Here is a 24082-nt window from a genome sequence, read left to right as displayed (position 1 = left end):
AAGTGGCCAGTATTTTTATGATGATAAGGGGTGCCACGATCCTAAGAAAATTCACGCAGAAGTACAGCTTTTGTTAACTTTCGATAACAAAAGCTGACACTTTTCGCCAGGCGTTACGCTTTTTGTAGCGTAACGGCGTGTAAAGTACCGCAGCCCAGCGCCTGGAGGGTGGCGGCGGTAGCGGGCTGCTGCCGTAGTTGCGCATCGGGATGTTCCGCCAGCACGGCGCGGACGATCTGCTGGCAGCTTTCGCCATGCATATTCAGCAGGATCAGCGCCGCCTGCAGCGGAGGCAGGCTGGGGTTAAAGGCCGCATTTTCGATATAGCCGCCGTGATAAATCGCGCCGCTGGCGCTTTCCAGCGCGACGCCGCTATGCGCCTGGCTGTAGGGCGCATGGCTGCGGTTGGCCGCCGCGATGGCTGCCTGAGCCAACGCGTCGCCCGTTGGCGCATAGCCGTGGTCAACCTCATCCATTACCAGCGTGGTAATATGCAAATCGCGTGGGCCAAAGGCGTCCGGCAGATAGTCGGCCAGCGTCGCGACCGGACGGCCAGGCAAACTGATGCGCAGCGCCGTGCCGCTGTTCAGCTCGTTCATAAACTGGCGGCAGTGGCCGCAGGGCGTATAGTTCACCGTGATGATTTGCAGGCCGCTTTCGCCACGCAGCCAGGCATGGGCGACCGCGCTCTGTTCAGCATGTACCGTCTGCTGCATCGTGGCGCCGCTAAATTCCATATTGGCGCCGAAATACCAGCGTCCGCTATTGCCGCGCGCGACGGCACCCACGTTAAACCGCGACAGCGGCGTAACGGCGCAGGCGGCAGCCAGCGGCAGCAGCGCCAGCGCTAAGGCGTCAGCGTCCATTCCGCTCTGCCGACACAAATCGTTGACCTGGTCGGGCGTAAAAAAGGCGGCAAAATCTTCAGCGTCAAGGATGGGAAGAAGCGCGGCCTGGAGTTCAGCCGCTAAGTCGGCAAAGGCCGGACGAAAACGTGGATGCATTGCATGACTCTTATAAAAGGGGGTAACCCAAATTGTAAAGCACCGACAAGGGGTTATATGTGATCTGTGTCGCTATGGCAATGCAATGTATGAAATGAAATTATAATTTGCGCGATCTCTCGCAACTTTTAACCCAAAAGGGCCAGCAGCACCGGAAAAAGAAACGGCGCCAGCAGCGAGGTGATGATGCCGCAGATCACCAGCGCCAGCGAACTGAACGCGCCTTCCTGATAGTCCATTTCGGCGCAGCGCGCCGTGCCAAGCGCGTGCGAAGCGCTGCCGATCGCCAGTCCGCGTGCGGCTTTGGTTTTAATCCGCAGCAGATTAAGCAGCATATGGCCGAATACCGCGCCCAGTACGCCCGCTATCAGCACGCAGATAGCGCTAATCGCCGGGATTCCATGCAGCGAGGCGGAAACCGCCATTGCAATCGGCGTGGTGACCGATTTCGGCATAATGGTGGCGGCAATTTCCGGCGTTGCGCCAAGCCACAGGGCGATAGCGGTGCCGGAAACCATAGCGGTTATGCTGCCGATAAAGCAGACGCCGATAATCGATTTCCAGCGGGCACGAATCTGATGTATTTGTTCATACAGCGGCAGCGCCAGCGCGACGACCGAAGGCTGTAACAGGCTATTCAGGATTTCGCTGCCCCGAAAGTAACGCGCGTAGGGCATATTGATCAGCAGCAGCAGAGGAATAATCACCGCCATTGAGATCAGCAGCGGATTAAACAGCGAAATTTTTACCCGCGCCGCCAGCCAGCGGGCGGAAAAAAACACCGCCAGCGTCAGCGGCAGCGACCACCACATATCACTCATTTTTTTCCCCAACGATGGGCTTGCTGTGCAGGCGATGCGAGCTGTAGCCGACGATGGTTAATACCAGCATAGTGCTGACTACGCAGGAAACCATGACAGGCCCGAACTGGGCGATGAGAATATCGGTGTAGTTCATGACGCCGACGCTGATCGGCACAAACAGCAGCGCCATGTAGCGGATGATCAGGTAACAGCCAGGCTTAACCCACTTCACCGGGACAATTTGAAATCCCAGCAGCAGAAAGAGGATCAGCATCCCGATAATACTGCCGGGGATCACGATGGGCAGCAGGGATGAGATGCCGATACCGGCATAGAGACAAAGATAAATAATGATGAAGGCGCGCAGATAGCGCCAGCAGGCAGACAGCACGACAGACATGGCAGACTCCTGTGGTTAGCGCCAATAATCATACGCTGAAACCCCTATTCGTGCTACCGGTCACATTTATCCGCCAGGGCAAAAAAAACTCACCAAACCGCGGAACCTTAAAAGAGGAGCAAGGTGCCTGCGACGGTACTTCTGGCCAACGACCAACCATATCAGGGCGACGGTAATTCCGGCAAACGAGCAACTATGCCTGTAACGGGAGTTCCTACAAACGAGCAACCATGTCAGGGCGACGGGCGTCCCGGCAGAAGAGTAAAGCGTCCCGCGCCACGGAAGGCGCGGGCCGAGCTGTCAGGGATGACGTTTTTTGCGTCTTTACGATCGGCCGGGACGCCCGGCGCAGACACCTGACGTGGCTTTTAACGCGCCCCACGCGCCCCGAAATGAGGAGCGGGCATCAATAGCCGTTAACGCTCCCCATAGCGGGGAGCGGACATCGGGCTTATTTTACCGGCATACCAGGCTGTGCGCCGTCCGCGCCGAGGATAAACAGATCTTTACCGCCGGGGCCTGCTGACAGCACCATGCCTTCCGATACGCCAAAGCGCATTTTGCGCGGCGCCAGGTTAGCAACGACAATGGTATGGCGGCCAACCAGCACCGACGGGTCCGGGTAAGCGGCGCGGATACCTGAGAAGATCTGACGCGTTTCGCCGCCCAAATCCAGCTCCAGACGCAGCAGCTTATCGGAACCTTCAACCAGCTCGGCGGTTTTGATCAGCGCCACGCGCATATCCACTTTGGCAAAGTCGTCGATGGTAATGGTATCCGCGATCGGATCGTCCGCCAGCGGGCCGGTTGCCGCCGGTTTTGCTGCGGCAGCGGCATCTTCTTTCGATGCTTCGATCAGCCCGTTAATCTTCGGCATCTCAATACGGCTGTAGAGCGCTTTAAACGGAGCGACCTCATGATCCAGCAGCGGAGTCGCGATCGCATCCCACTGCAGCTCGGTTTTCAGGAAGGCTTCCACGCGCTCGCTTAAGGAGGGCAGAACCGGCTTCAGCCAGGTCATCAGCACGCGGAACAGGTTAATGCCCATGGTGCAGATCGCCTGCAGATCGGCATCGCGGCCTTCCTGCTTCGCCACCACCCACGGCGCCTGCTCATCAACATAGCGGTTAGCCACGTCCGCCAGCGCCATGATTTCACGGATCGCACGACCATATTCGCGGCTGAGCCAGGCGTTGCCAATGCTTTCAGCGGCATCGGTAAAGGTTTTATACAGCGCCGGATCGGCCAGATGGTCCGCCAGTTTGCCGTTGAAACGTTTGGCGATAAAGCCAGCGTTGCGCGAAGCCAGGTTAACCACTTTATTGACAATATCGGCATTAACGCGCTGGACGAAATCCTCCAGGTTAAGGTCAATATCATCGATGCGTGAAGAGAGCTTGGCCGCGTAGTAATAGCGCAGGCTGTCGGCATCCAGATGCTCAAGCCAGGTGCTGGCCTTAATAAAGGTGCCGCGCGATTTGGACATCTTGGCGCCGTTTACCGTCACGTAGCCGTGAACAAACAGATTGTTCGGCTTGCGGAAATTGCTGCCTTCCAGCATTGCCGGCCAGAACAGGCTGTGGAAGTAAACAATATCCTTACCGATAAAGTGATACAGCTCGGTGGTGGAATCTTTCTGCCAGTACTCGTCAAAGTCCAGGTCGCTGCGCTTATCGCACAGGTTTTTGAACGAGCCCATATAGCCGATGGGCGCATCCAGCCAGACGTAGAAATATTTGCCCGGCGCGCCCGGAATTTCAAAGCCGAAGTAGGGCGCATCGCGGGAGATGTCCCACTGCTGCAGGCCAGATTCAAACCATTCCTGCATTTTATTCGCGACCTGCTCCTGCAGCGCGCCGGAGCGGGTCCAGGCCTGCAGCATCTCGCTGAAGGAGGGCAGATCGAAGAAGAAATGCTCAGAATCGCGCATCACCGGCGTCGCGCCGGAAACCACCGATTTCGGATCGATCAGTTCGGTCGGGCTATAGGTCGAGCCGCAAACTTCGCAGTTATCGCCGTACTGGTCCGGCGCTTTACACTTCGGACAGCTGCCTTTGACAAAGCGATCCGGCAGGAACATGCCTTTTTCCGGATCGAACAGCTGTGAAATGGTGCGGTTTTTAATAAACCCGTTCTCTTTTAAACGGGTATAGATAAGCTCCGATAACTCGCGGTTCTCATCGCTGTGCGTAGAATGATAGTTATCGTAGCTGATGTTAAAGCCAGCGAAATCTTTCTGATGCGCCTGACTCATCTCAGTAATCATCTGCTCAGGCGTTATTCCCATCTGCTGCGCTTTCAGCATAATCGGAGTGCCATGCGCGTCGTCGGCACAAATGAACCAAACCTGATTGCCGCGCATTCGCTGGTAACGGACCCAAATATCAGCCTGAATGTGCTCCAGCATATGGCCGAGATGGATGGGGCCATTAGCGTACGGCAGAGCGCACGTTACCATTATTTTTTTCGCGACTTGAGTCATAGCGGGACTTATTTCTTTTGGTTAAAAAGGGCCTTAGATGGTAACCGAAAGCCCGACCTGACGTAAACAAACGGATTTCGCGCATTGACAGACAAATACGATTTGGACGGGCTTCTGGTATGCTTAGAAACATCAACTTATGGCCGGGAAGCGTTCGTTATCGGGACAGGCGGCAGACCGGACATAAAATAACCTGAACCACAAGGAGAAGGGATGAGTTTACAATCCCACGGGGCTTTTTCGCCCGACACGCTGCGCGCCATGACCGCCGGCGTATTGACCACTTTTGAACATCCGACGCTGAAGCATAACCTCACCGCGCTGAAGGCGCTGCACCATGTCGCGTTAATGGACGACAGGCTGCATATTGAAATTAAAATGCCGTTTGCCTGGGGCAGCGGATTTGCCGCGTTAAAAGAACAAACCAGCGCCGACCTGCTGCGTATTACCGGCGCGCAGGCGATTGACTGGCGGTTAAGCCACGATATCGCCACCCTGAAGCGCGTAAAAAACCAGCCGGGCGTTAGCGGCGTGAAAAATATTATTGCCGTTAGCTCAGGTAAAGGCGGCGTCGGAAAATCCAGCACCGCGGTAAATATGGCGCTGGCGCTGGCAGCTGAGGGCGCCAGAGTCGGGATTCTGGATGCCGATATTTATGGCCCATCGGTGCCGACCATGCTGGGAACCGAAGATCAGCGCCCCTCTTCGCCGGACGGCAAGCATATGGCGCCGATTATGGTGCATGGCCTGGCCACTAACTCGATTGGCTATCTGGTTACCGAAGATAACGCGATGGTGTGGCGCGGCCCGATGGCCAGCAAGGCGCTGATGCAGCTGCTTAATGAAACGCTGTGGCCGGAGCTGGATTACCTGATTCTGGATATGCCGCCGGGCACCGGCGATATTCAGCTGACGCTGGCGCAAAACGTTCCGGTAACCGGCGCGCTGGTGGTGACGACGCCGCAGGATGTCGCGTTGATCGATGCGCGCAAAGGGATCGTCATGTTTGAAAAGGTCGAAGTGCCGGTGCTGGGCGTGGTGGAAAACATGAGCATGCATATTTGCAGCAACTGCGGCCATCACGAAGCGATTTTCGGCAGCGGCGGGGCGGAGATGCTGGCGGAAAAATATCATACCCGTCTGCTGGGCCAGCTGCCGCTGCATATTACGCTGCGTGAAGATCTCGATGCCGGCCAGCCCACGGTCATTCGCCGCCCGGACAGTGAGTTCGCCGAGACTTATCGCCAGCTGGCGGGCGCGGTGGCGGCTGAGCTTTACTGGCAGGGAGAGATTATCCCTGGCGAAATCGCCTTCCGCGCCCTGTAACCTTTACAGCGCCTGTAGATAGAGTTCCCGTACCTGCTCACGCGTAGCGGTACGGGGATTGGCTGGCGCGCAGGGATCGGCCAGCGCCTTATCCAGCCAGCCCTCAATATCGCTCTCCTTAATACCTAACTGGCGAAAGCCGGAAGGGATCCCGACCTGTCCGGCAAGCTGGCGCAGCGCCTGAATCGCGGCGTGGCTGGCGGCCTCGTCGTCCATTGCGGAAGTATCGACGCCCAGCGCAGCGGCGATGCGGGCGAAGCGGGCCACGCTGGCGGAGCGGTTAAATGCCGCCACCACCGGCAGCAGAATCGCATTGCAGACGCCGTGCGGAAGATCGTGGGTGGCGCCCGGCTGATGCGCCAGCGCATGCACCAGACCTAACCCCGCGCTGTTAAAGGCCATGCCCGCCAGATATTGCGCACAGGCCATCATCTCCCGCGCCTCACGATTCTGACCTTCTGCAACCGCAACCGGCAGCCAGCGGCGGATCAGCGCGATCGCCTCCAGCGCTGAGGGATCGGTCAGCACATGCGCGCCCAGAGAAACATAAGCTTCCAGCGCGTGCGTCAGCGCATCCATACCGGTTGCCGCCGTGATATCGGGCGGAATACCCAGCATAACCGCCGGATCGTCAACGGCAATATCGGGGATCAGGTGGCTGTCGATAATCACCTGCTTAATCTGGCGGGCGCTGTCGGTGATCACCGCGTTGCTGGTGGCTTCGGCAGCGGTGCCGGCGGTGGTATTAATCGCGACCAGCGGCACGCCGGGCTGGCGCACCTTGCCGACGCCCGCGTAATCCACCGACCGGCCCGGATTGGCGGTAAGGATTTTAATCGCTTTGGCGGTATCAATCGGGCTGCCGCCGCCAAAAGCGATCAGAAAATCGCACTGCTGCGCATGAAAGGCGGCAATGCCGGCCTGCACCTGCTCTTCGGTAGGATTCGGCGCTACGCCGGTAAACAGGGCGTAAGGAATAGCCTGTTGCTGCAGGCTTTCGGTCAGGCTGCGGGTTAAACCCAGCCCGGCCAGCTGCGCATCGGTAACAATCAATGCCTTGCCCCAGTTTTTTTGCGCCAGCAGCCGCGCCATATCGGCAATCGCCTCATAGCCGTGCAGGCTGATGCCCGGTAATGCCAGTTGAAAGCTCATGTTTATCTCCATTAATATCTAAAACCTGCCTGCGCCGGAACGCCCGGCGCGACGGTCTGAAATGCGTCATACGACTGATAGAGATAAAACTAGCGGGGCGAGCCTGGGGAAACCTTCCCGCTACGGCCACCGGTTCAGACACGCTGGCATTGACAGTAAGAAACGGCCCTGAAAGCTCACGCTTTTCGCTTGTTAAACAAATTAATTGAATATTATCAATAAGTTAAATTTAGTTTCCTGCTCTGCGCAGCGTCGCCGCTTTTTGATAATGCATTAGCACGTAGCGCCCCTGTTCGCTTTCGCCTTCAGAAACGATTTGCCAGCCGTGATGCAGATAAAATTGCCGGGCGTGCTTATTCGCCAGCAGACACTTTAACGCGCCGGTAGAAGTAAAACGCTCCTGTATCGCCTGCAGCAGCGCACTGCCGACGCCGCGCCCCTGATACTGCGGATCGATAAACAGGCTGTGCAGAAAATTGTCGTTTTCCAGCCAGGCGGCAAAACCCAGCCGGTGGCCATGCTCTTCGGCAACCAGTACCTTTTCGCCTAATACCACCCGATCAAAATCTTCCAGCTGCCAGCCGTCGGGATCAAGCCACGTCCAGCTTGCCTGACGCGAGGCAAGAAATAGCGTGCGCAAAAAAGGGCGGTCGGCTTCGGTAAAAGGTCGTATCTGCATGAGTTCTCCTTATGCTCAGCGCTGAAGCAGCAGCTGTTAATAAAATTAGCATGATTAACGGCAGAAGGACGGAGCAGGGGAGCGAATAGGGAAGTCAGGTACAACCGCCCCGGCGTCGGGGCGGCTGGGTAACAGGCGATCAGACCACGCCGGGCGGCATGGCATGCGCGGTATTTGGCGGCGCGTCGCCCTGATATTTTTCAATCTCCAGCTGCGCCATATGGCCGCAGTTGCCCTGCGCCAGCATGGAGGTGCCAATATCTACGGTCAGGCAGTTCACATTGCCGTTGCGGCACAGCGTGCCGGGCTGGGCAGGCTCGGCGGGATCGTACCAGGCGCCTTCGCTGATACGCACTACGCCGGGACGAATATCCGCCGTAACCACCGCGCCGACCAGAATCTGACCGCGAGCGTTAAAGGCGCGAACCAGATCGCCGCTGCGAATTTCGCGCCGGGCGGCATCCTGCGGATTGATCAGAATTTCCTCGCGGTTGGCGACGGCATGTTTCTCGCGCAGCGGAGTATTATCCAGCTGTGAATGCAGCCGCAGGGCGGGATGCGCGGTGTTGAGCGACAGCGGCCAGCGTTCAGCCAGTTCGCTGCCGTGCCACTCCTGCGGCACCAGCCAGCCGGGCAGCCCCGGACAATCGGGATACTGCATGGCGGCGATGCGCTGCGAGAAGATTTCAATCTTGCCGGAAGGCGTACCCAGCGGATTAAGCAGCGGGTCGGCGCGAAAATCCGCAAAGCGCACCCACTGTTTATTGGCTTCAGGGATCGGAAAACGGATATAGCTGTTCGACTGCCAGAACATAGCGAACGGCGGCAGCGCCACGCCTGCGGTGCGCGCCTGGCCTTTCATATTGTCGTACATCGCTTTCAGCCACAGCATCTCATCCCGGCCTTCGGTAAAGGCCTGCTCTACGCCGAGGCGCGCCGCTATCGCCCGGAAAATATCAAAGTCGTTGCGTGCCTGATGCTGTGGCGCAACGCACTGACGCATCGGGAAAACATACAGCTGGGAATAGTCGCCGCCCAACTCCAGATCGTTGCGTTCATAGCTGGTGGTGCAGGGCAGCACAATATCAGCGTGCTTAGCGGTAGCCGTCCAGTATGGCTCCTGCACCACGATGGTTTCCGGCCGCCGCCACGCCTGCAGCAGATTATTGGTGTCCTGGTGATGATGAAAAGGATTACCGCCCGCGACGTAGACCATTTTTACGTCCGGATAGGTCACCTGACGGCCGTTAAAAGGGATCGTCTTGCCGGGGTTCGCCAGGCAGTCTGCGATGCGCGCCACCGGAATCGGCGCGGGTGCGTTTTTGGGCGCGTCGCCCGCGCTGATGCCGGCAATAATACCGCCGCGCGCCGTCGGGCTGCCGCCGGAAGAGTAGTGGTAACTAAAGCCGAAACCGCCGCCCGGCAGACCAATCTGGCCCAGCATCGCCGCCAGCGTAACCAACAGCCAGTGCGGCTGCTCGCCGTGCTGCTGACGTTGAATACCCCAGCCGGCCATGATCATGGTGCGCTTTTGCGCCATTTCACGCGCCAGCTGACGAAGGGTATCCGCCCCGATGCCGCAGATCCCGCTGGCCCATTCCGCATTTTTCACCACGCCGTCATCTTCGCCCAGCAGGCTGGCGCGGAAGCGATCGAAACCGACGGTGTAACGCTGCAGAAAGGCCGCATCGTACAATTGCTCGCTGAGCAAGGTGTGGGCGATGCCCAGCATCATTGCGCTGTCGGTATAGGCGTGCGGCGCGATCCACTGGGCGTTCAGCTGTTTTGCCCCTGGCTGATGAATCGGATCGATGGTAATGACCCTGACGCCTTTATCTGCCAGCCGGGCAAAACCCTCCAGGCCCACGTGATCCGGCACGTTCCAGCTGTTTTTCAGCGTGGTTTGGGGATTACAGCCCCACAGAATCACCAGTTCGCTGTGCTCCAGCACGTTGGGCCAGCTGGTTTGCTGCTCATAAACCTCCATCGAACCAACCACATGCGACATAATCACCTGGGCTGCGCCGGTAGAATAGTCGCCGCTATAGCTGAGAAAGCCGCCGGACAGGTTCATCAGACGATGCAGCAGGGCGCGGCAGTTGTGCAGCATACCGGTGCTTTTCCAGCCATAGGAGCCGGCGTAAATAGCAGAAGGCCCGTAATTTTGCTGCAGGCGTTGTATTTCCGCGCTAACCAGCGCGATCGCCTTATCCCAGCTGACCGCGACCCACTCATCGCATCCGCGCCGTTCAGGATGGCTGCCGGGCCCGTTTTCCAGCCAGCTTTTACGCACCATCGGCGTTTTGATGCGGTTCGGCGCATAAACCTGCCAGGGAGCCATAGTTATCAGTTCGTTCGGCGCCGGATCGTCAGAGACCGGCTGTACGCCAGTCATACGCCCCTCTTCAACGATCGCTTCAAAAGCGCCCCAGTGCGCGGCGGTCAGAATGCCCTTTTGCGCCGGGCGCAGGGCGGTAAACTGCGGCAGCGCCTGGCTGATAGCCTTAGCCAGCGCGGTTTTGCTGTAGCCGAAATGCAGCGCGCCGGCGGCCAGCAAGCCGCTGCCCGCCTGTAAAAAACGTCGGCGGGACCAGCCGGAGGTAAGATTTTTTTTCATTTTTCGCTTTCCTCTGTATTCGCCATATCGCTGGCATGTTTCTGCGCGTACTGGGTCAGCAGGCGCAGCTGCTCCTCATCCAGCGAGGTGCGCGGCGCCATCCCTTTCATCACGCCAATCCACTGATTCGCTGTGAAATGATTCAGCGCGGTCAGGCCGTGACAGCCGGTACAGTTGGCTGACATCAGCCCGGCGGCGTACTGCCAGATTTTCTGCTGGTCTTCGATCAGGATTTTTTTCGGCAGCCAAAAGGTGAGTGAAACCTGATTCCACTGCTGGCCGGTTTCGCTGTCGGTCTGCGTGCTGAGTACGCTGACTTTCTCTGCCGCGCTATCAGCCAGTACCGCGCTCATAATGCGTTTTCCCGGCGCTGCATAGATAGCGCCGGGCACATCCTGCTGCTGCCAGCCGTTAAGGCGCGCCTGCAGCTGTTCTCCGTCGCGCTGTAGCACGGTGATTTCGCTGGAAGGGAACAGCGTGCCGTCAGGCTGGTCGGAATCGGGGGCGAGGCGGAAAGGCTGGGTAGCGACGGCGTATAGCCGGGTCGCCTGCGCCGGGGTATGGGCGGCGGCGGTTAGCAGCTGCGTGGCGCCGCTGGCGTTGCTGGCGCTCATATCCGGCAGAATATGGGCGACGCCGCGGTGGCAGTCGATACAGGTCTGGCCTTCACGAATTGCCACGGGATGCGCTTTACGCGCTTCCGGCCGCTGAGCCAGCACATCCATTGCGTCAAAGCTGTGACAGCTGCGACAGGTGGCTGAATCGTTGGCCTTCATGGTTTTCCAGACCGATTCTGCCATGGTGAGCTTATGGGCGTTATATTTCTCTTCGCTATCGATTTTGCCGCTGATTTCACCGACCACATCCTTCAGCGCGCCCATTTTTGTCAGCATATAATCAACCGGCTGAGGCGGAACATGGCAGTCGGCGCACTCTGCACGGATACCCGCTGGATTTTGAAAGTGGATGCTGCCCTGATATTCCGCCAGCGGACGCTGCATGCTGTGGCATGAAACACAAAATTCGCTGTCGCTGGTCTTATGCATTATCGTGACGCTGCCAGCCAATACCACAACGCCGACTATCGCTCCCAGCAATAACAGCCCCATAATCCGCCAGCTTTTAAGCCATGCAAAGCTTAAAAACCGCCTGTTCCTCGCCATGTAACCTCCTGGTTTATTATTATTTAAACGTCGTGCCCGTTAAAAAAAAGCAGGTTTGTATACCTCTAAATAAGTAGGTGCGGGTTGTGCAGTATCAAAAAAAGCGGGCTTTGGCGGAATGAATAACCGGAAGGGTGATGAAGATAGCGGAGCGCAGCGCTAATCTCTTTCTTAGTTACACTATACTAAAGAGGAAGAAAAACGCGCCGCATGCAGCAACGGTAACGCCATAATACAAAACCGTTCGGCCTGCTGTGCAGGTCCGAACGGGGAATATCTTTAATAAAGCTGCCGGAAAGGCATTTGGCATTGTCCGGGCGGCCGTTACTGCCCTAAATCCCGCAGCTTTTTACCGGCCATCAGGTTCTTCTCAATATGTTCCAGCGTGACGTTTTTCGTTTCCGGGATCAGCCAGAAAGTAATCGCGATAAACGCCACATTAAAGCCGGTATATAACCAGAAGGTGCCTGCAGCGCCAATGGTATCCAGCAGCGTCAGGAACGTCGCGCCAATAATCATATTGGCCACCCAGTTAGTAGTGGTGGAGCAGGTGATGCCAAAATCCCGGCATTTCAGCGGCTGGATTTCCGAGCAGAGGATCCAGACGACCGGCGCGGCGCTCATGGCATAGCCCGCAATGCACATCATGGTCATCCCAACCGAAAGCCACGACAGACCGGAAGTGATTTCGCCTTTCCCGGCCTGCATCAGGCAGTAGCCCAGCACCAGCGTAGCAAAGGCCATAACCGAAAAGCCAATTTTCAGCACCGGCTTTCTGCCCGCCTTATCCACGGTAAACACCGCGATCAGCGTTGCCAGCATAAAGGTTAACCCAACCACCACCGTCGCCATCATCTGCTGTTGCGTATTGCTAAAGCCCGCCATTTTAAAAATCTGCGGCGCGTAATACATAATGATGTTCATGCCGGTAAACTGCTGCATCGCCTGTAGCAGCATGCCCAGGAATACCGCCCGGCGTACGTTGCTGTTGCGCTTAAACAGCGTCCAGCCGCCCTGTTTCATCTGCAGGCTTTGACGGATCTCATTAAGCTCGGCGCGGGCTTTATCGGAGGTATCGCGCAGCATCCGCAGCACTTCTTCCGCTTCGATATGTAAGCCTTTCGCCGCCAGCCAGCGCGGACTGTTAGGCAGAAAAATCACCAGACCGAATAATACCACCGCCGGTAGCGCCAGAATGCCCAGCATGGCGCGCCAGTTGCCGCTGTAGCTCAGCGCGGTATCGGACAGAAACGCCAGCAGGATGCCAAAAGTGATCATCAGCTGATACATGCTGATCATTTTGCCGCGAATATGCTCGCTGGCCATTTCAGAAAGGTAGAGCGGGGCGGTATAAGAGGCGATGCCAACCGCTACGCCCAGCACCACGCGCGCCGCCAGCAGCGCCTCAAGACTGTTGGCAAAAGCGGAGCCCAGCGAGCCAAGAATAAATAACACTGCGCCAGCCATCAGGCTGTATTTGCGCCCCAGGCGGGAAGAGACCCAGCCGTTACAGATCGCACCCAGCGCCGCGCCGAGCATCATACTGCTGACGACCCACTCCTGTTGGTGGCTGGACAGGGAAAAATGGTGAGTAATAAAGGGTAAAGCGCCGGCAATCACGCCAATATCCAGCCCAAACAGCAGGCCAGCCAGCGCGGCGGAAAAAGAGATAAACAGATTCATTCGACGCACCTTGCGTCTGTGCATATCGTTTATATCTAAATTACTGTTAACGTAAGACATTTTACCGCTCCAGATTAATATGCTGCACTATAAGGCAACATACAAAATTCTGTATAGCGGGCGTAATGTTAAATGGTCCATAGAGATGGATATTCTTGCTGCCGGCGGGGTTTTTGTGATGCATGTCTCGCTTTGTACGTGGGTTGCGTTGCTTAAATAATAAGCGGTTGTTAACCCACCAGCCTGCCGGAAGCGATAAAACAGCAATGAAAAGGCTTAGCGCTAACCGCTGATGCTGGAGTTTTATGCGATAAATTTGATTCTGAGCGGCGATAAGTATGGTTATCTTATGCTACCTTAGTGAAATAAATTATCATTTGCAGGAAACAACATGAAATATACCACCCTGGTACTTAGCGCCTTATTTATCACTGCTTCAGCCAACGCCAATAACGTGCAGCAAGCAGCGCCAGACGCCCAGCCGCTGGAAAAGGTTGCGCCTTATCCGCAGGCGGAAAAAGGGCAGATCAGGCACGTTATTATTCTGCCGCAGCAGGCGCATGAAGATCTGTATAAGGTTGAGCTGTTGCCAGGTAAAACGCTAAAAGTAGACTGTAACCGCCAGATGTTTGGTGCGGATATTGAGAAGAAAACCCTGGAAGGCTGGGGCTATGACTATATTGTCATCAACAAACTTAGCCCTCTGGCTTCGACGCGAAAGATGTGTATTGATAATGCGACCCATCAGGAATTTGTTGTCGCCAATACCGGCACAGAAGGCATGCTGCGTTACAACAGTAAGCTGCCAATCGTGGTTTACGCGCCAGCCGATGTAGAAGTGAAATATCGCCTGTGGCAGGCGGATAGCGCCGTCAGCGAGGCGGTTGCGCAATAATCAGAGTTGGCGGCCTGTCGTCAGCGACACCGCCCTTATAAAAAGAGCGAACATGAAAAAAAGTATCATGTTGTTGGTCGCGCTGACGGTGGCAGGATGTAGTCGTCAGCCTGCACCACAGGAAAATTCTCCGGCGGTTGGGATGCCGAATCCGGCCTCGGTTTACTGCATTCAACAATCGGGTACGCTGGAAAGGGGGCAAACCGCGGACGGCGAGATCAACTATTGTCATCTACCCAGCGGCGAGCGCATTGAAGAGTGGACGCTGTTCCGACGCGATCGTCCGTAATATCAGCGGCAAGGTTTTCAACGCTGAAAACCTTGCTAATTTATCAGAGATACCGGCGAAAATTTTTTTGGCAAATTAGGAATTTTCTTTTACGTGACGCAAATCCACGCTTACCATTAATTCTTTTTCATCGCTGATTATATGGACTTGCAATGCGTTATCCTCGCCTCCTTCTACCGCTAATTCTGACCCTGGCTGGCTGTAGCAGCAAACCGACGCCGACCCCGCCGCAAAGCGGTAACCCCTTTCTGGAAGAAGGTGGATTTTTACTTAAGCCCGCTCATGAAATTCATCCGTTAAATGGCGATTTCGCCGGTAATCCGGCGGCCGAACGTTTTATCGATAAAATGGTGCAGGAACATGGCTTTAATCGTCAGCAGCTGCATGACGTGCTGGCGCAGGCGAAACGCCTGGACTGGGTGCTGCGCCTGATGGAGCGTCAGGCCCCAGGCTATCAGCCGCCTTCCGGGCCGAATGGCGCCTGGATTCGCTATCGCAATAAATTTATCACGCCAGATAACGTGCAGAACGGCGTAGCGTTCTGGAATCAATATCAGGATGCGCTGCAGCGGGCGCAGCGGGAATATGGCGTTCCGCCGGAAATTATGGTCGGCATTATCGGCGTGGAAACCCGCTGGGGCCGCGTAATGGGCAAAACCCGTATTATCGATGCGCTGGCTACGCTCTCATTTGCCTATCCCCGCCGGGCTGAATTTTTCACCAGCGAGCTGGAAACCTTCCTGCTGATGGCGCGTAAAGAGCAACAGGACCCGCTCGACCTGCGCGGTTCTTATGCCGGCGCGATGGGATACGGGCAGTTTATGCCTTCGTCCGAAAAACAGTACGCGGTAGATTTTAACGATGATGGCCACATTAATCTTTGGGATCCGGTTGATGCCATCGGCAGCGTAGCGAACTATTTTAAACAGCATGGCTGGCAGCCGGATGAAACCGTGGCAGTACCGGCCAGCGGCCAGGCGCCGGGGCTGGAAAACGGCTTTAAGACCCGCTACAGCATATCCAGCCTGGCGGCAGCGGGCCTGCGCCCGCAAACGTCTATTAACGGCAATCCGCAGGTTAGTCTGCTGCGCTTTGATATGGGCAAGTATTACCAGTACTGGTACGGCCTGCCGAACTTCTACGTGATTACGCGCTATAACCACAGTAATCACTATGCGATGGCGGTGTGGCAGCTGGGCGAGGCGGTAGGGCTGGCGCGGCAGTAAAGATAAGGTAATAAGACGATTAAAGCCGCAGCGTTTACCGCTGCGGCTTTAGCCTCAGGCTCTTTTTCTTCCCTGCGCGGGATCGGGAAGTGCTTTCATTGTCTGCCGTTTCCCGGCAGGCAGCGGCAATAGCTTCCCGGCTTTTATCCGTCAATGCACTTCCCATTACCACACAGCCGGAGCTGAAGGCTTACTTGCGCAACGCCTTCACCTGGTCGGCAGTAATGTTCGCTGGTTGACCACCCCAGGTCACACGCAGGTAATTTACCAATTCTGCCACCTCTGCATCACTCAGGCGTCCGCCAAAGGCCGGCATACTCTGCATGCTTTCACCGTTGGGGAATTGTTGTACCGGCAGGCCGTCCAGTATTGAGACGATCAGGTTCCTGCCGTCCGGTTGCCGCAGTGTGGCGTTATTACGCATCGCCACCGATACATGCGGTTTACCCTCGCCCTCACGCGCATGACAGCCGGAGCATTGGTCCAGATAAATCATGCGTCCGGTATCACTGCCCGATCCTGTTTTCACCGCCGCCACTGCCGCCGGAGGCTGGTCGCCCATCAGGTAAGTCATCAGTGCTTGCTGGTCTGGCGGTGTCAGATGACGGGTACTGAGATCCTCCACCATATGCATTTCACTGAAGACAGAGCCTTGGGTTGCAAGGCCGGTACTGAGAAAACGGCTGATCTCCTGCGGCTGCCAGCCGCGTTGTGCCAGGCCCTGTGGAGTAATATCCGGTGCCATATAGCGCCCAACCACGCCGCCCTGCATCGGTTTGTCGAGATCCATCTGTCCCAGCACACCACGTGGTGTGTGACACTCCCCGCAGTGTCCCAGGACGTCGGCCAAATAGCGTCCACGTTGCCATTGCGCAGAATTACCCTGCGAGCTGGCAGGCAGCGGCTGCGAGCTGCGGAACAGCAGGTTCCAGCCAATCAGCGCCATGCGCTGGTTGAATGGGAACGGCATGGCATTTTCCTGAACCGCAACATCAACTGCCGGGCGTGTCATCAGATAAGCGTAAATATCATCAGAGTCCTGGCGCGAAATACCCTTATAGGAAGTGTAAGGCATCGCCGGATAGAGATGACGGCCACCCGGAGCCACTCCCTGGGTCAGCGCCAGGAAAAAGTCATCTTTGGTCCAGCGGCCGATACCGTGATCGGCCGACGGCGTCAGGTTGCTGCCGTAGAGGGTACCGAACGGCGTTTCCAGCGGATAACCGCCAGCCAATGGTGCGCCGCCGTTGGCGGTGTGGCAGGCGCTGCAGTCAGCAGCCTGGGCCAGATAGCGGCCATGGGTGATCTGCCCGGCGCTGGCGGTAACCTTCTGCACCGGGCCGTCGTAGCGGCGGTTCTCCCGCCACCATAGCAGGGCGATAACGACGATCGCGATCAGGAGGATCAACAGGGCGAGACGTTTTTTCATTATGCCGTCTCCTTCAGCAGGCCCGGCGTTTTCAGCACCACATCGCGCACCGCCTCGTAGTAGCGTACATAACCGGTACAGCGGCAGATATGGCTGTCCAGCGCCTGCTCAATGGCGCTTTCCAGCTGTTCACGGGCGATGGGTTCACGTTTGAGCTTTTCCATGAAGATCGTCGCGGCATTGACAAAGCCTGGCGTACAGTAGCCACACTGGAAGCTGTAGTGTTCCAGAAAAGCCTGCTGTACCGGAGAAAGCTCCACCACTTCACCTTGCTCATCCAGCCGGGCATGGCCTTCTACGGTGCGCACTTTCCTGCCGTTAAAAAAATGGGCGCCGGTGATGCAGGTACGTACCTCTTCGCTGGTGCCATCCGGATTATCAACAATAACGACACAGGCATGGCAGATCCCCTGACCACAACCGAGGCGCGATCCGGTCAGATCGAGATATTCGTGCAGGAAATCAATCATCATCAACCCTTCCGGCACCTCAATGGAGCTATATTGCTTATTGTTGACGGTCAGGGAAACTGGACGGTTTTTAATGCTCATTGTAATACCTCACGAATATTTTCTGCACGAACGGGTAAATCACGGAAACGATGGCCGGTGGCGTCGGCAATGGCGTTAACCAGTGCGGCTACTACCGGGATCATCACGACTTCGGCCATGCCTTTTGGCGGATCGGTTTCCGACAGCGCAGGCAGGATGTCGCTGGTTTGATTCCATACCGCCACATCGCTGGCATGCGGCAGGTGGTAACGGTTGAAATTCCAGGTACCGTTGCCCGGCCCCTCTTCGTACAGCGGTAAATATTCGTGCAGCGCATGGCCTATTCCCATCGCCAACCCGCCCTGTAACTGGCCGGAAACCAGTTCCGGCACAATCAAATTGCCACATTCCATAATCGAGTGATGGTTCAGCAATTCCACCTTGCCGGTAGCGATCTCTACCGCCACCTCCGCCAGCGTGCCGACGGCGCTATAGTAGGTAACCGCCGCATTATTACGTTGAACCGGCGGGTAATAGACCTGGGTACGTGCCTGCGTTACAAACTCGCCACCGCCATGACGCAGCGCCAGACCATCAACCGGCAACCGTTCAGACTGGCCGTTCAGCCTGAAATCCGCCTCTGCCCACTGCCAGCGGTTAAACACATGTACCGTCGCGCCTGTTACGCCGCCCATCTGCCAGGCTTTCCTGGTTAGCTGTTCAAGGCTCAGCACTGACATTCCCGCCGCCGTCAGGCCACCTTCAACCCAGCGCGCATCCTCGCGGCGTACTACCAGCGGCGCTGCCTGGCCGCCGCCAATACCGGCCTGCCACAACGCCATCGCCGCTGGCCACAGGCCGTGATTGAAGATCAGCCGCGCCGCTTCGCGGGTACTGTGCGAGAAATAAAAGGCCGAGTTGCTGGCGCTGGATGGCGAACAGTAGGAAGGTGTCCAGTTAGGGTTGGTTTGCAGCTTGTCCTGTTCGTCCTGTGACATCAGGTAAGGATCGCCACTGGTGACCATTGGCAATACCGACCAGTCAATGACGGAGAAATGCGCCTCGTCGGCCGGTTTTCCCAGCCACTGCGCGCACAGCACCGACTGCGAAGTTGACATACCGGTACCCATTTCCGCGCCGCTATGGTGCAGCATAATGCGCCCGTCCTCACTCAACTCCACCCGGGCAAACGAGGTTTCCGCTCCGGTGCCGAAGTCTTTCTGCACACAGGCGAAGCCAACGCCATAGCGTTTACCTGGATGGTGGCGCTCAAACTCAGCCTTGCGTTCAGCACGCCTGAGCCATATCTCATGCTGCGCCGCTTTCTCCAGCACCTCGTCAACGCGAATGGCGCCGGCCGGGATCGCCCCCTGGGTATTTTTCATGCCCGATTTCAGCGCGTTGCGCAAACGAAATGCGATCGGGTCGATCTTCAGCTCGGCGGCCATTTCGTCGATCATCATCTCGGTGGCAGCCATACTTTGCAGCGTACCGTAACCACGCGCGGAACCGGCATCGATCGCGCGCGATGCCAGACCGACCGACGACAGATCGCTTTGCGGAAAGTAGTAAATCGACTGGGCGGCAGTGGCGGCGACCATCACCACCGAAGGGGTAAAGTTACTGCGACCACCGCCATCTGCGGTCATCTCAGCCTGGAATGACTGTAGCATACCGGTCTGGCGATTCACTGCGATGCGGTAATGCATATCAAAAGAATGGCGTTTCAGTGCGGTCTGAAACTGCTCAAAACGGTCGTTGGCCAGGCGTACCGGGTATCCGTCGCCATACATTGCCGCTATCGCGCCGTAATAGGGGAAATTACAGTGATCTTTCGAACCGTAACCCACGGTGTAGCATGGGTGCAGGATCAGTTGTTGCACTGGCGGATTGCGTTTGGCCAGCATAAGCGGCATCGCTTCGGCCACTTCCTGCGGCGACTGGGTCGGCACCACCAGATGCAGCGTTTGCGTTGCGCTATCGAACCAGCCGTTGGCGTTGTCCGGCTCCAGCGCTGATGTATCGATCGACTGCGTGGTATAACGACGCGACATGACCAGCCAGTCGGCCGGTGGCTTATCCAGCTTGTCGGCGATCGTGCCTGCATAGAACATGCCTTCCTGATCCAGCTTGCCGCCCTCGCGTCCTTCCGGCCATACCGGCAGATGTTTTTTCATTGACACAGGGAAGAGAGGCGTGTCCTTCAGGCTGGAAAAACGATCGTCGTCGAACGGTTGCTCGCCGCCCACCCGCACATAGCGGAAGCTACCCCAGGGATCACGCTCCAGCGGGCCGGTTACCGTACCGTATTTGATGGTTTCCTCGCGGAATTTCAGCTTGTCTTTAGCGAAACGGAAACGGGCGAAATCATGATAGATCAAGATCGCTACCGCCTGGCCGAGATAAGCCGGGGTTTTGCCGGCGGGCAACAGCATATCATCGCCGTAGAAGGCCGGGAAAGCCAGCCCATCGCGCGCCAGATCTTCCGCCGTCACCAGCCGGTCTGGCTGTAGATCATCACCCAGCAGCGACAGATCGACGCCCTCAAACAGTCGATCGGCCTTAGTAACACGCAGGATAAAGGCGTGTGCCTGTTTCTGCGGCCAGTGAGGCATATCCACCACGCGAATATCGCGGGCGAATACTTTTTGTCCCATCACCTTGGCACGACCGTCAATGCGAAAGCGCACGCGTTTGGTATGCGGATCCCAATTCGGCGACTGGAGAATTTTTTGTTCGAACAACGCAGCGTAGGCATGGCTGTACAGTGGCGCGAGGTACACGGATACCCCTGCTATTACGGCGCTTCTGATAAAACGGCGTCGCGATGGGTTGAAATTGCTCATAGAACATCCTTTACATCTTTATAGTTGTTGTACGCTTGTGTAATTGTTGCGCAAGGCGATTTTTTATTGCGCAAACGCTTGTAGCCTTAATCCTGGGGCGCGCAATCATATCCTTATGTCATCAAAATATGTAATAATTAACTTCTCATTTTCAAAAAAATAACAAATAAACCTGTGTAATCGGTTTGGATAAAAGTTAGTTGCGCAAACATGGATCAGAAACATGACGACAGGCATTCTTATTGCCGCAGCCGGATGCGGGAAACGTTTTATTCAGGCGGGTAGCCTGGGTAACAAGTTAAATGCTGAATTTGTCGATGCGGCCGGACAGAGACGTTCAGTATTTGCACATACCTTGCATCAGGCTCTGGCGTCCGGCCTGCCGATACGGGTAGTGACTCGACCAGATAATCTGCCGGTATGGCAGCTATGTACCGCTTATCGGGTACCGGTTACTCTGCTGGACAGCAACGGGCTGGGAGACTCTATCGCCGCTGGCGTTGCCGCCACACCACAATGGCAGGGCTGGCTAATCCATCTGGCGGATATGCCGTTCGTCACGCCAGATATTTTCCTGCAGGTTGCGGCAGCGCTGAAGGATCACGCAATAGTGCGTCCCTGTTTTGGTCAACAGCCGGGCCACCCGGTTGGTTTCTCGGCGTTACTGCGCAAAAAACTTTGCGGGTTGCGTGGGGACAATGGTGCGAGAGTATTACTGCGCGATGAAGAGGTTCACCTACTGCCCTTTGATCAATTAAGCGTGGTGCAGGATATTGATCTTCCGTCACAGTTACCGGTTAGTGAGTAAATTTAGCGATGCAACATCTTGATATGACCGTGATCGGTCAGGCAACAGGCTGGCTGAAACAGCAGCCGGTATGGCTGTGTACCGTACTGAGTACCTATGGTTCTTCACCTCGTTCACCGGGCGCGCTGATGGCAGCGACGCGTGACGGGCGCTACAGCGGTTCTCTCTCCGGGGGATGCGTTGAGGAGGATTTTCTACGTCGTATTGCTGCCGGAGAATATCAGACGGCCAGCCAGGTTATCCGTTATGGAGAAGGCGGTCTGGCACCCGACGTGGCGCTGCCCTGCGGTGGGGTACTGGATGTGCTGATTGAATATCTGCCAGCCGGCGACGCCAGCATCGCTTACCTTACATGCCACGCTGACGCGCTTGATGGCCATTATGCCCTGATCAAACGGCTGACGCTGCCCGAAGCCTGTCACAGCCTTGAGAAGTGTGGATTCGTTAGTGCCACTCAGGTCGAACGCAGGCAAGAGCAGATCATCCTGCATCTTGCCGCTGCGCCACGGTTACTTATTGCCGGACTGTCCAGCGTCGCACTTTACTGCGCCGAGTTCGCCGTTGCTCTGGGTTTTGAGGTAGTGGTATGCGAGAACCGCCCGGAAGTACTGGAGAATTTTGCCGCCGGACTGAAACCCGATGTGATATTGCTGCGTCAGTTTCCGGCCAGGTACATTGAAGAGAGGGGATGCCATAGCAATACCGCCATTGTGGCGCTGACCCACGATCCCCGTATGGATGATTTGACCCTGATGGAAGCTATCCACACGCCAGCATTTTATATCGGCGCAATGGGATCCGAACGGAACAGCATACGGCGGCGACAGCGTCTACAGCAGATAGCTGAATTTACCGAACAGGAACTGGCGCGTATCCACGCGCCAATAGGCCTGCCGATTGGCAGCAAAACCCCAGCAGAGATCGCGCTGGCGGTGTTGGCGGCGATTGTGCAACATAAAAACAGCATCCTGTCCGCCAGCCCAACCGTCATGAATGGGGCTGAGGAAGCCTGGGTGAATGACTCCAACAGCGAACGTCTTTATGAATCCCGGAATAAGCTGACGCCGGAGGAACTTCGGCTGATGGCTGCAAACTGATCTTCCTCTGTAGACCGTTAAATTATAACAACTGGCATGCGCATAACGGTCTGAAAATGTGTTCTCCACGTGAATACCGTGATGCCGTATTAGCGGTTAATTAACCGAGTCCGTTTTAGCAGGGGCAAATCCAGTAAGGAAGGTACTTCGCGAGTTTCTAAGGCGATGAGGAAGTTTTTCAAGACAGCAAAATTTCCTTTTGGCATAAAACTACCTACCTGGGTTGGTGGCTACACACCGTGGACAGCAGAGCGGCGAATGGTCGCAAAAATTAGCACTTTCGTAGGGCGAACTATCCCCCTGGTAGGCGAGGTGATTTTACTTGCCGATGTATCGCAGATCACATACTGCTCAATACGTGACTACAACCGCATAGCGCGGGGTAACGATAAATTATGGTAGACGACATTGAACAACGTGTTTTTGCTTTGGCAAGACGCTACAACGGCGTTTATCTGTTCAATAACGAAAAAAAGCAGAGGTTGTTAACGCCGGATACCGATTTTGATACCGATATGCAGTTAGATGTTGGTGAAGCCGAAGATTTGATGGATGAGTTTTTCAAAGAATTCCAGGTTGAACGTGGCAGCTTTAAGATCGAAACGTATTACCCTGATGAACCTTTTTCATGGAATCCATGCAAGAAAACGGAACCTGTACCCGTTCCAGATTTCACTATCGGTATGCTGATCGAATCAGCTAAAGCCAGGAAATGGTTGTACGATTAATCGCAAAGAGCTTAATACATGGCTGTACCAGTACATTTATTTTTAACCGATGACGGCGGCGCAATGATCCGTGGCTCTTCTGATGTACAAGACCGTGAAGGAAGTGTCGAGCTACGAGGTTTGCACCACAGCTTAACTATTCCTACAGACCCAATGACAGGAAAAGTTACCGGGACACGTCAGCATTCACCATTGCAGTTTACCAAAGAGCTTGATAGCGCTTCTCCGTATCACTTCAAGGCGGCTGCCACAGGTCAGACGCTTAAATCTGCTGAGTTCCGTTTCTACCATATCAACCACGCATGCCTGGAGGCGGAGTATTACCGGATCACGCTGGAAAATGTCAAAGTGATTTCTGTCAGCCCTGTTATGCACGATACGCGAGGCTGTCCGGGTACTGGTCACATGGAAGAGGTGGCGCTGAACTACGAGAAGATCATCCATCTGTACAAAGACGGCAATTTGTTAGCACATGACGCCTGGAACGAGCGCCCCACGGCATAATGAAAAGGGGACGTTTGCCCCCCTGTAGTGTTAACGACTATTCTTTCACCCTCTGTAGCCACATCATTACTCAAAAGAGCAAGCCGAACCAAATGAATATGGACGCCAGACTACAGCCGGGACACTCCGGCTTTTTTGCTTCTTAAACAGGTATGCCGTAGTAGTGATAAAGGGCATTTGTCAGCAAAACAGGGGTGGCACTCGCAGCGATTTTGAGCGAACCAGCATAATTATCCGCAGGTGCCACACAACCTGCCACACATCGCCCCCAAAGGGCCGCTTTTGCCGTTTACAAGAGTTCCCGCTGGCATTATCCTGCTCAGGGATTAATGGAACGCATTAATCGCAACTGATTGATTTTTTAAATGACTCGGGGTGCCCTTCTTTGTGAAGGCTGAGAAATACCCGTATTACCTGATCTGGATAATGCCAGCGTAGGGAAGTCAGATGCCCGACCGGC

Annotated in this window: 20 protein-coding genes, 1 pseudogene and 1 riboswitch; of the genes and pseudogenes, 9 read left to right on the top strand and 12 right to left on the bottom strand. The window is 56.0% G+C overall.

What is annotated here, in order from left to right; genetic code table 11:
• Positions 1 to 113: 113 nt before the first annotated feature.
• From cdd to metG, 4 genes are all read right to left on the bottom strand, one after another.
• Complete coding sequence (gene cdd, locus COO59_RS08630) at positions 114 to 1004, bottom strand: cytidine deaminase (protein ID WP_103059395.1); 891 nt, start codon at positions 1002 to 1004, stop codon at positions 114 to 116.
• A gap of 128 nt (positions 1005 to 1132) precedes the next feature.
• Positions 1133 to 1825, bottom strand: coding sequence for a CidB/LrgB family autolysis modulator (locus COO59_RS08625; protein WP_103059394.1), 693 nt, complete (start codon positions 1823 to 1825; stop codon positions 1133 to 1135).
• The gene (locus COO59_RS08620) at positions 1818 to 2207 is read right to left on the bottom strand and encodes a CidA/LrgA family protein (RefSeq protein ID WP_103059393.1); all 390 of its coding nucleotides are present in this window, start codon (positions 2205 to 2207) and stop codon (positions 1818 to 1820) included. Before COO59_RS08620 ends, COO59_RS08625 begins: the two co-directional genes overlap by 8 nt.
• A gap of 451 nt (positions 2208 to 2658) precedes the next feature.
• Positions 2659 to 4689: a methionine--tRNA ligase gene (gene metG, locus COO59_RS08615; protein ID WP_103059392.1), complete on the bottom strand. Its 2031-nt coding sequence runs from the start codon at positions 4687 to 4689 to the stop codon at positions 2659 to 2661.
• A gap of 213 nt (positions 4690 to 4902) precedes the next feature.
• Here metG and apbC point away from each other — a divergent pair, with 213 nt between their 5' ends.
• A complete protein-coding gene (gene apbC, locus COO59_RS08610) occupies positions 4903 to 6015 on the top strand; it encodes an iron-sulfur cluster carrier protein ApbC (RefSeq protein ID WP_103059391.1) in 1113 nt (370 codons plus the stop codon).
• A 3-nt stretch (positions 6016 to 6018) separates the two neighbouring features.
• Here the strand turns inward: apbC and fucO are convergent, their stop codons facing one another.
• The 5 genes from fucO to COO59_RS08585 form a co-directional block, all read right to left on the bottom strand.
• Positions 6019 to 7167, bottom strand: a complete 1149-nt coding sequence (gene fucO, locus COO59_RS08605) for a lactaldehyde reductase (protein ID WP_103059390.1) — start codon at positions 7165 to 7167, stop codon at positions 6019 to 6021.
• Between the two features lie 229 nt (positions 7168 to 7396).
• Entirely contained in the window at positions 7397 to 7846 is a 450-nt protein-coding gene (locus COO59_RS08600; RefSeq protein ID WP_103059389.1) for a GNAT family N-acetyltransferase, read from the bottom strand.
• A gap of 139 nt (positions 7847 to 7985) precedes the next feature.
• Positions 7986 to 10463 (bottom strand): trimethylamine-N-oxide reductase TorA, encoded by a 2478-nt coding sequence (gene torA / locus COO59_RS08595; protein ID WP_103059388.1) that lies wholly within the window; start codon positions 10461 to 10463, stop codon positions 7986 to 7988.
• Positions 10460 to 11626 carry a NapC/NirT family cytochrome c gene (locus COO59_RS08590; RefSeq protein ID WP_409371630.1) on the bottom strand — a complete coding sequence of 389 codons (1167 nt, stop codon included), beginning with the start codon at positions 11624 to 11626 and terminating at the stop codon, positions 10460 to 10462. The genes torA and COO59_RS08590 overlap by 4 nt, the downstream gene beginning before the upstream one ends.
• Before the next feature lie 324 nt (positions 11627 to 11950).
• A complete protein-coding gene (locus COO59_RS08585; protein ID WP_103059387.1) occupies positions 11951 to 13369 on the bottom strand; it encodes a sugar porter family MFS transporter in 1419 nt (472 codons plus the stop codon).
• Positions 13370 to 13700: 331 nt separating this feature from the next.
• Here COO59_RS08585 and eco point away from each other — a divergent pair, with 331 nt between their 5' ends.
• The 3 genes from eco to mltB all read left to right on the top strand — a co-directional run bounded on the left by eco (position 13701) and on the right by mltB (position 15719).
• Positions 13701 to 14204: a serine protease inhibitor ecotin gene (eco, locus tag COO59_RS08580; protein ID WP_103059386.1), complete on the top strand. Its 504-nt coding sequence runs from the start codon at positions 13701 to 13703 to the stop codon at positions 14202 to 14204.
• 52 nt (positions 14205 to 14256) lie between these two features.
• Positions 14257 to 14493 carry a putative hemolysin gene (locus tag COO59_RS08575; protein WP_103059385.1) on the top strand — a complete coding sequence of 79 codons (237 nt, stop codon included), beginning with the start codon at positions 14257 to 14259 and terminating at the stop codon, positions 14491 to 14493.
• Positions 14494 to 14645: 152 nt separating this feature from the next.
• Positions 14646 to 15719: a lytic murein transglycosylase B gene (gene mltB, locus COO59_RS08570; RefSeq protein ID WP_103059384.1), complete on the top strand. Its 1074-nt coding sequence runs from the start codon at positions 14646 to 14648 to the stop codon at positions 15717 to 15719.
• A gap of 190 nt (positions 15720 to 15909) precedes the next feature.
• Here mltB and COO59_RS08565 read toward each other — a convergent pair whose 3' ends face one another.
• Genes COO59_RS08565 through COO59_RS08555 form a run of 3 tightly spaced genes read right to left on the bottom strand, consistent with a single transcriptional unit; the run spans position 15910 to position 20485 of the window.
• Positions 15910 to 17148: a cytochrome c gene (locus COO59_RS08565; RefSeq protein WP_103059383.1), complete on the bottom strand. Its 1239-nt coding sequence runs from the start codon at positions 17146 to 17148 to the stop codon at positions 15910 to 15912.
• Positions 17148 to 17699: a (2Fe-2S)-binding protein gene (locus COO59_RS08560; RefSeq protein WP_103059382.1), complete on the bottom strand. Its 552-nt coding sequence runs from the start codon at positions 17697 to 17699 to the stop codon at positions 17148 to 17150. The genes COO59_RS08565 and COO59_RS08560 overlap by 1 nt, the downstream gene beginning before the upstream one ends.
• The gene (locus tag COO59_RS08555) at positions 17696 to 20485 is read right to left on the bottom strand and encodes a xanthine dehydrogenase family protein molybdopterin-binding subunit (RefSeq protein ID WP_103059381.1); all 2790 of its coding nucleotides are present in this window, start codon (positions 20483 to 20485) and stop codon (positions 17696 to 17698) included. The genes COO59_RS08560 and COO59_RS08555 overlap by 4 nt, the downstream gene beginning before the upstream one ends.
• Positions 20486 to 20708: 223 nt before the next feature.
• Between COO59_RS08555 and COO59_RS08550 the strand changes: the two genes are divergently transcribed.
• The 5 genes and pseudogenes from COO59_RS08550 to COO59_RS08530 all read left to right on the top strand — a co-directional run bounded on the left by COO59_RS08550 (position 20709) and on the right by COO59_RS08530 (position 23622).
• Entirely contained in the window at positions 20709 to 21293 is a 585-nt protein-coding gene (locus COO59_RS08550) for a nucleotidyltransferase family protein (RefSeq protein ID WP_103059380.1), read from the top strand.
• An 8-nt stretch (positions 21294 to 21301) separates the two neighbouring features.
• Positions 21302 to 22390 (top strand): XdhC family protein, encoded by a 1089-nt coding sequence (locus COO59_RS08545; RefSeq protein WP_103059379.1) that lies wholly within the window; start codon positions 21302 to 21304, stop codon positions 22388 to 22390.
• 132 nt (positions 22391 to 22522) lie between these two features.
• Positions 22523 to 22792 (top strand): annotated as a pseudogene (locus tag COO59_RS21225) (STM2901 family protein); the annotation flags it as partial.
• Positions 22786 to 23118 (top strand): DUF1493 family protein, encoded by a 333-nt coding sequence (locus COO59_RS08535; protein WP_103059378.1) that lies wholly within the window; start codon positions 22786 to 22788, stop codon positions 23116 to 23118. The pseudogene COO59_RS21225 and the gene COO59_RS08535, both read left to right, overlap by 7 nt.
• An 18-nt stretch (positions 23119 to 23136) precedes the next feature.
• On the top strand, positions 23137 to 23622 hold the full coding sequence (locus tag COO59_RS08530; RefSeq protein WP_103059377.1) for an Hcp family type VI secretion system effector: 486 nt from the start codon (positions 23137 to 23139) through the stop codon (positions 23620 to 23622).
• 361 nt (positions 23623 to 23983) lie between these two features.
• A riboswitch (TPP riboswitch) is annotated at positions 23984 to 24080 on the top strand.
• Positions 24081 to 24082 lie beyond the last annotated feature (2 nt).

This window comes from Mixta theicola (genome assembly GCF_002895925.1).
GTDB lineage: Bacteria > Pseudomonadota > Gammaproteobacteria > Enterobacterales > Enterobacteriaceae > Mixta > Mixta theicola.
This window is presented reverse-complemented; position numbering and strand designations above follow the sequence as displayed.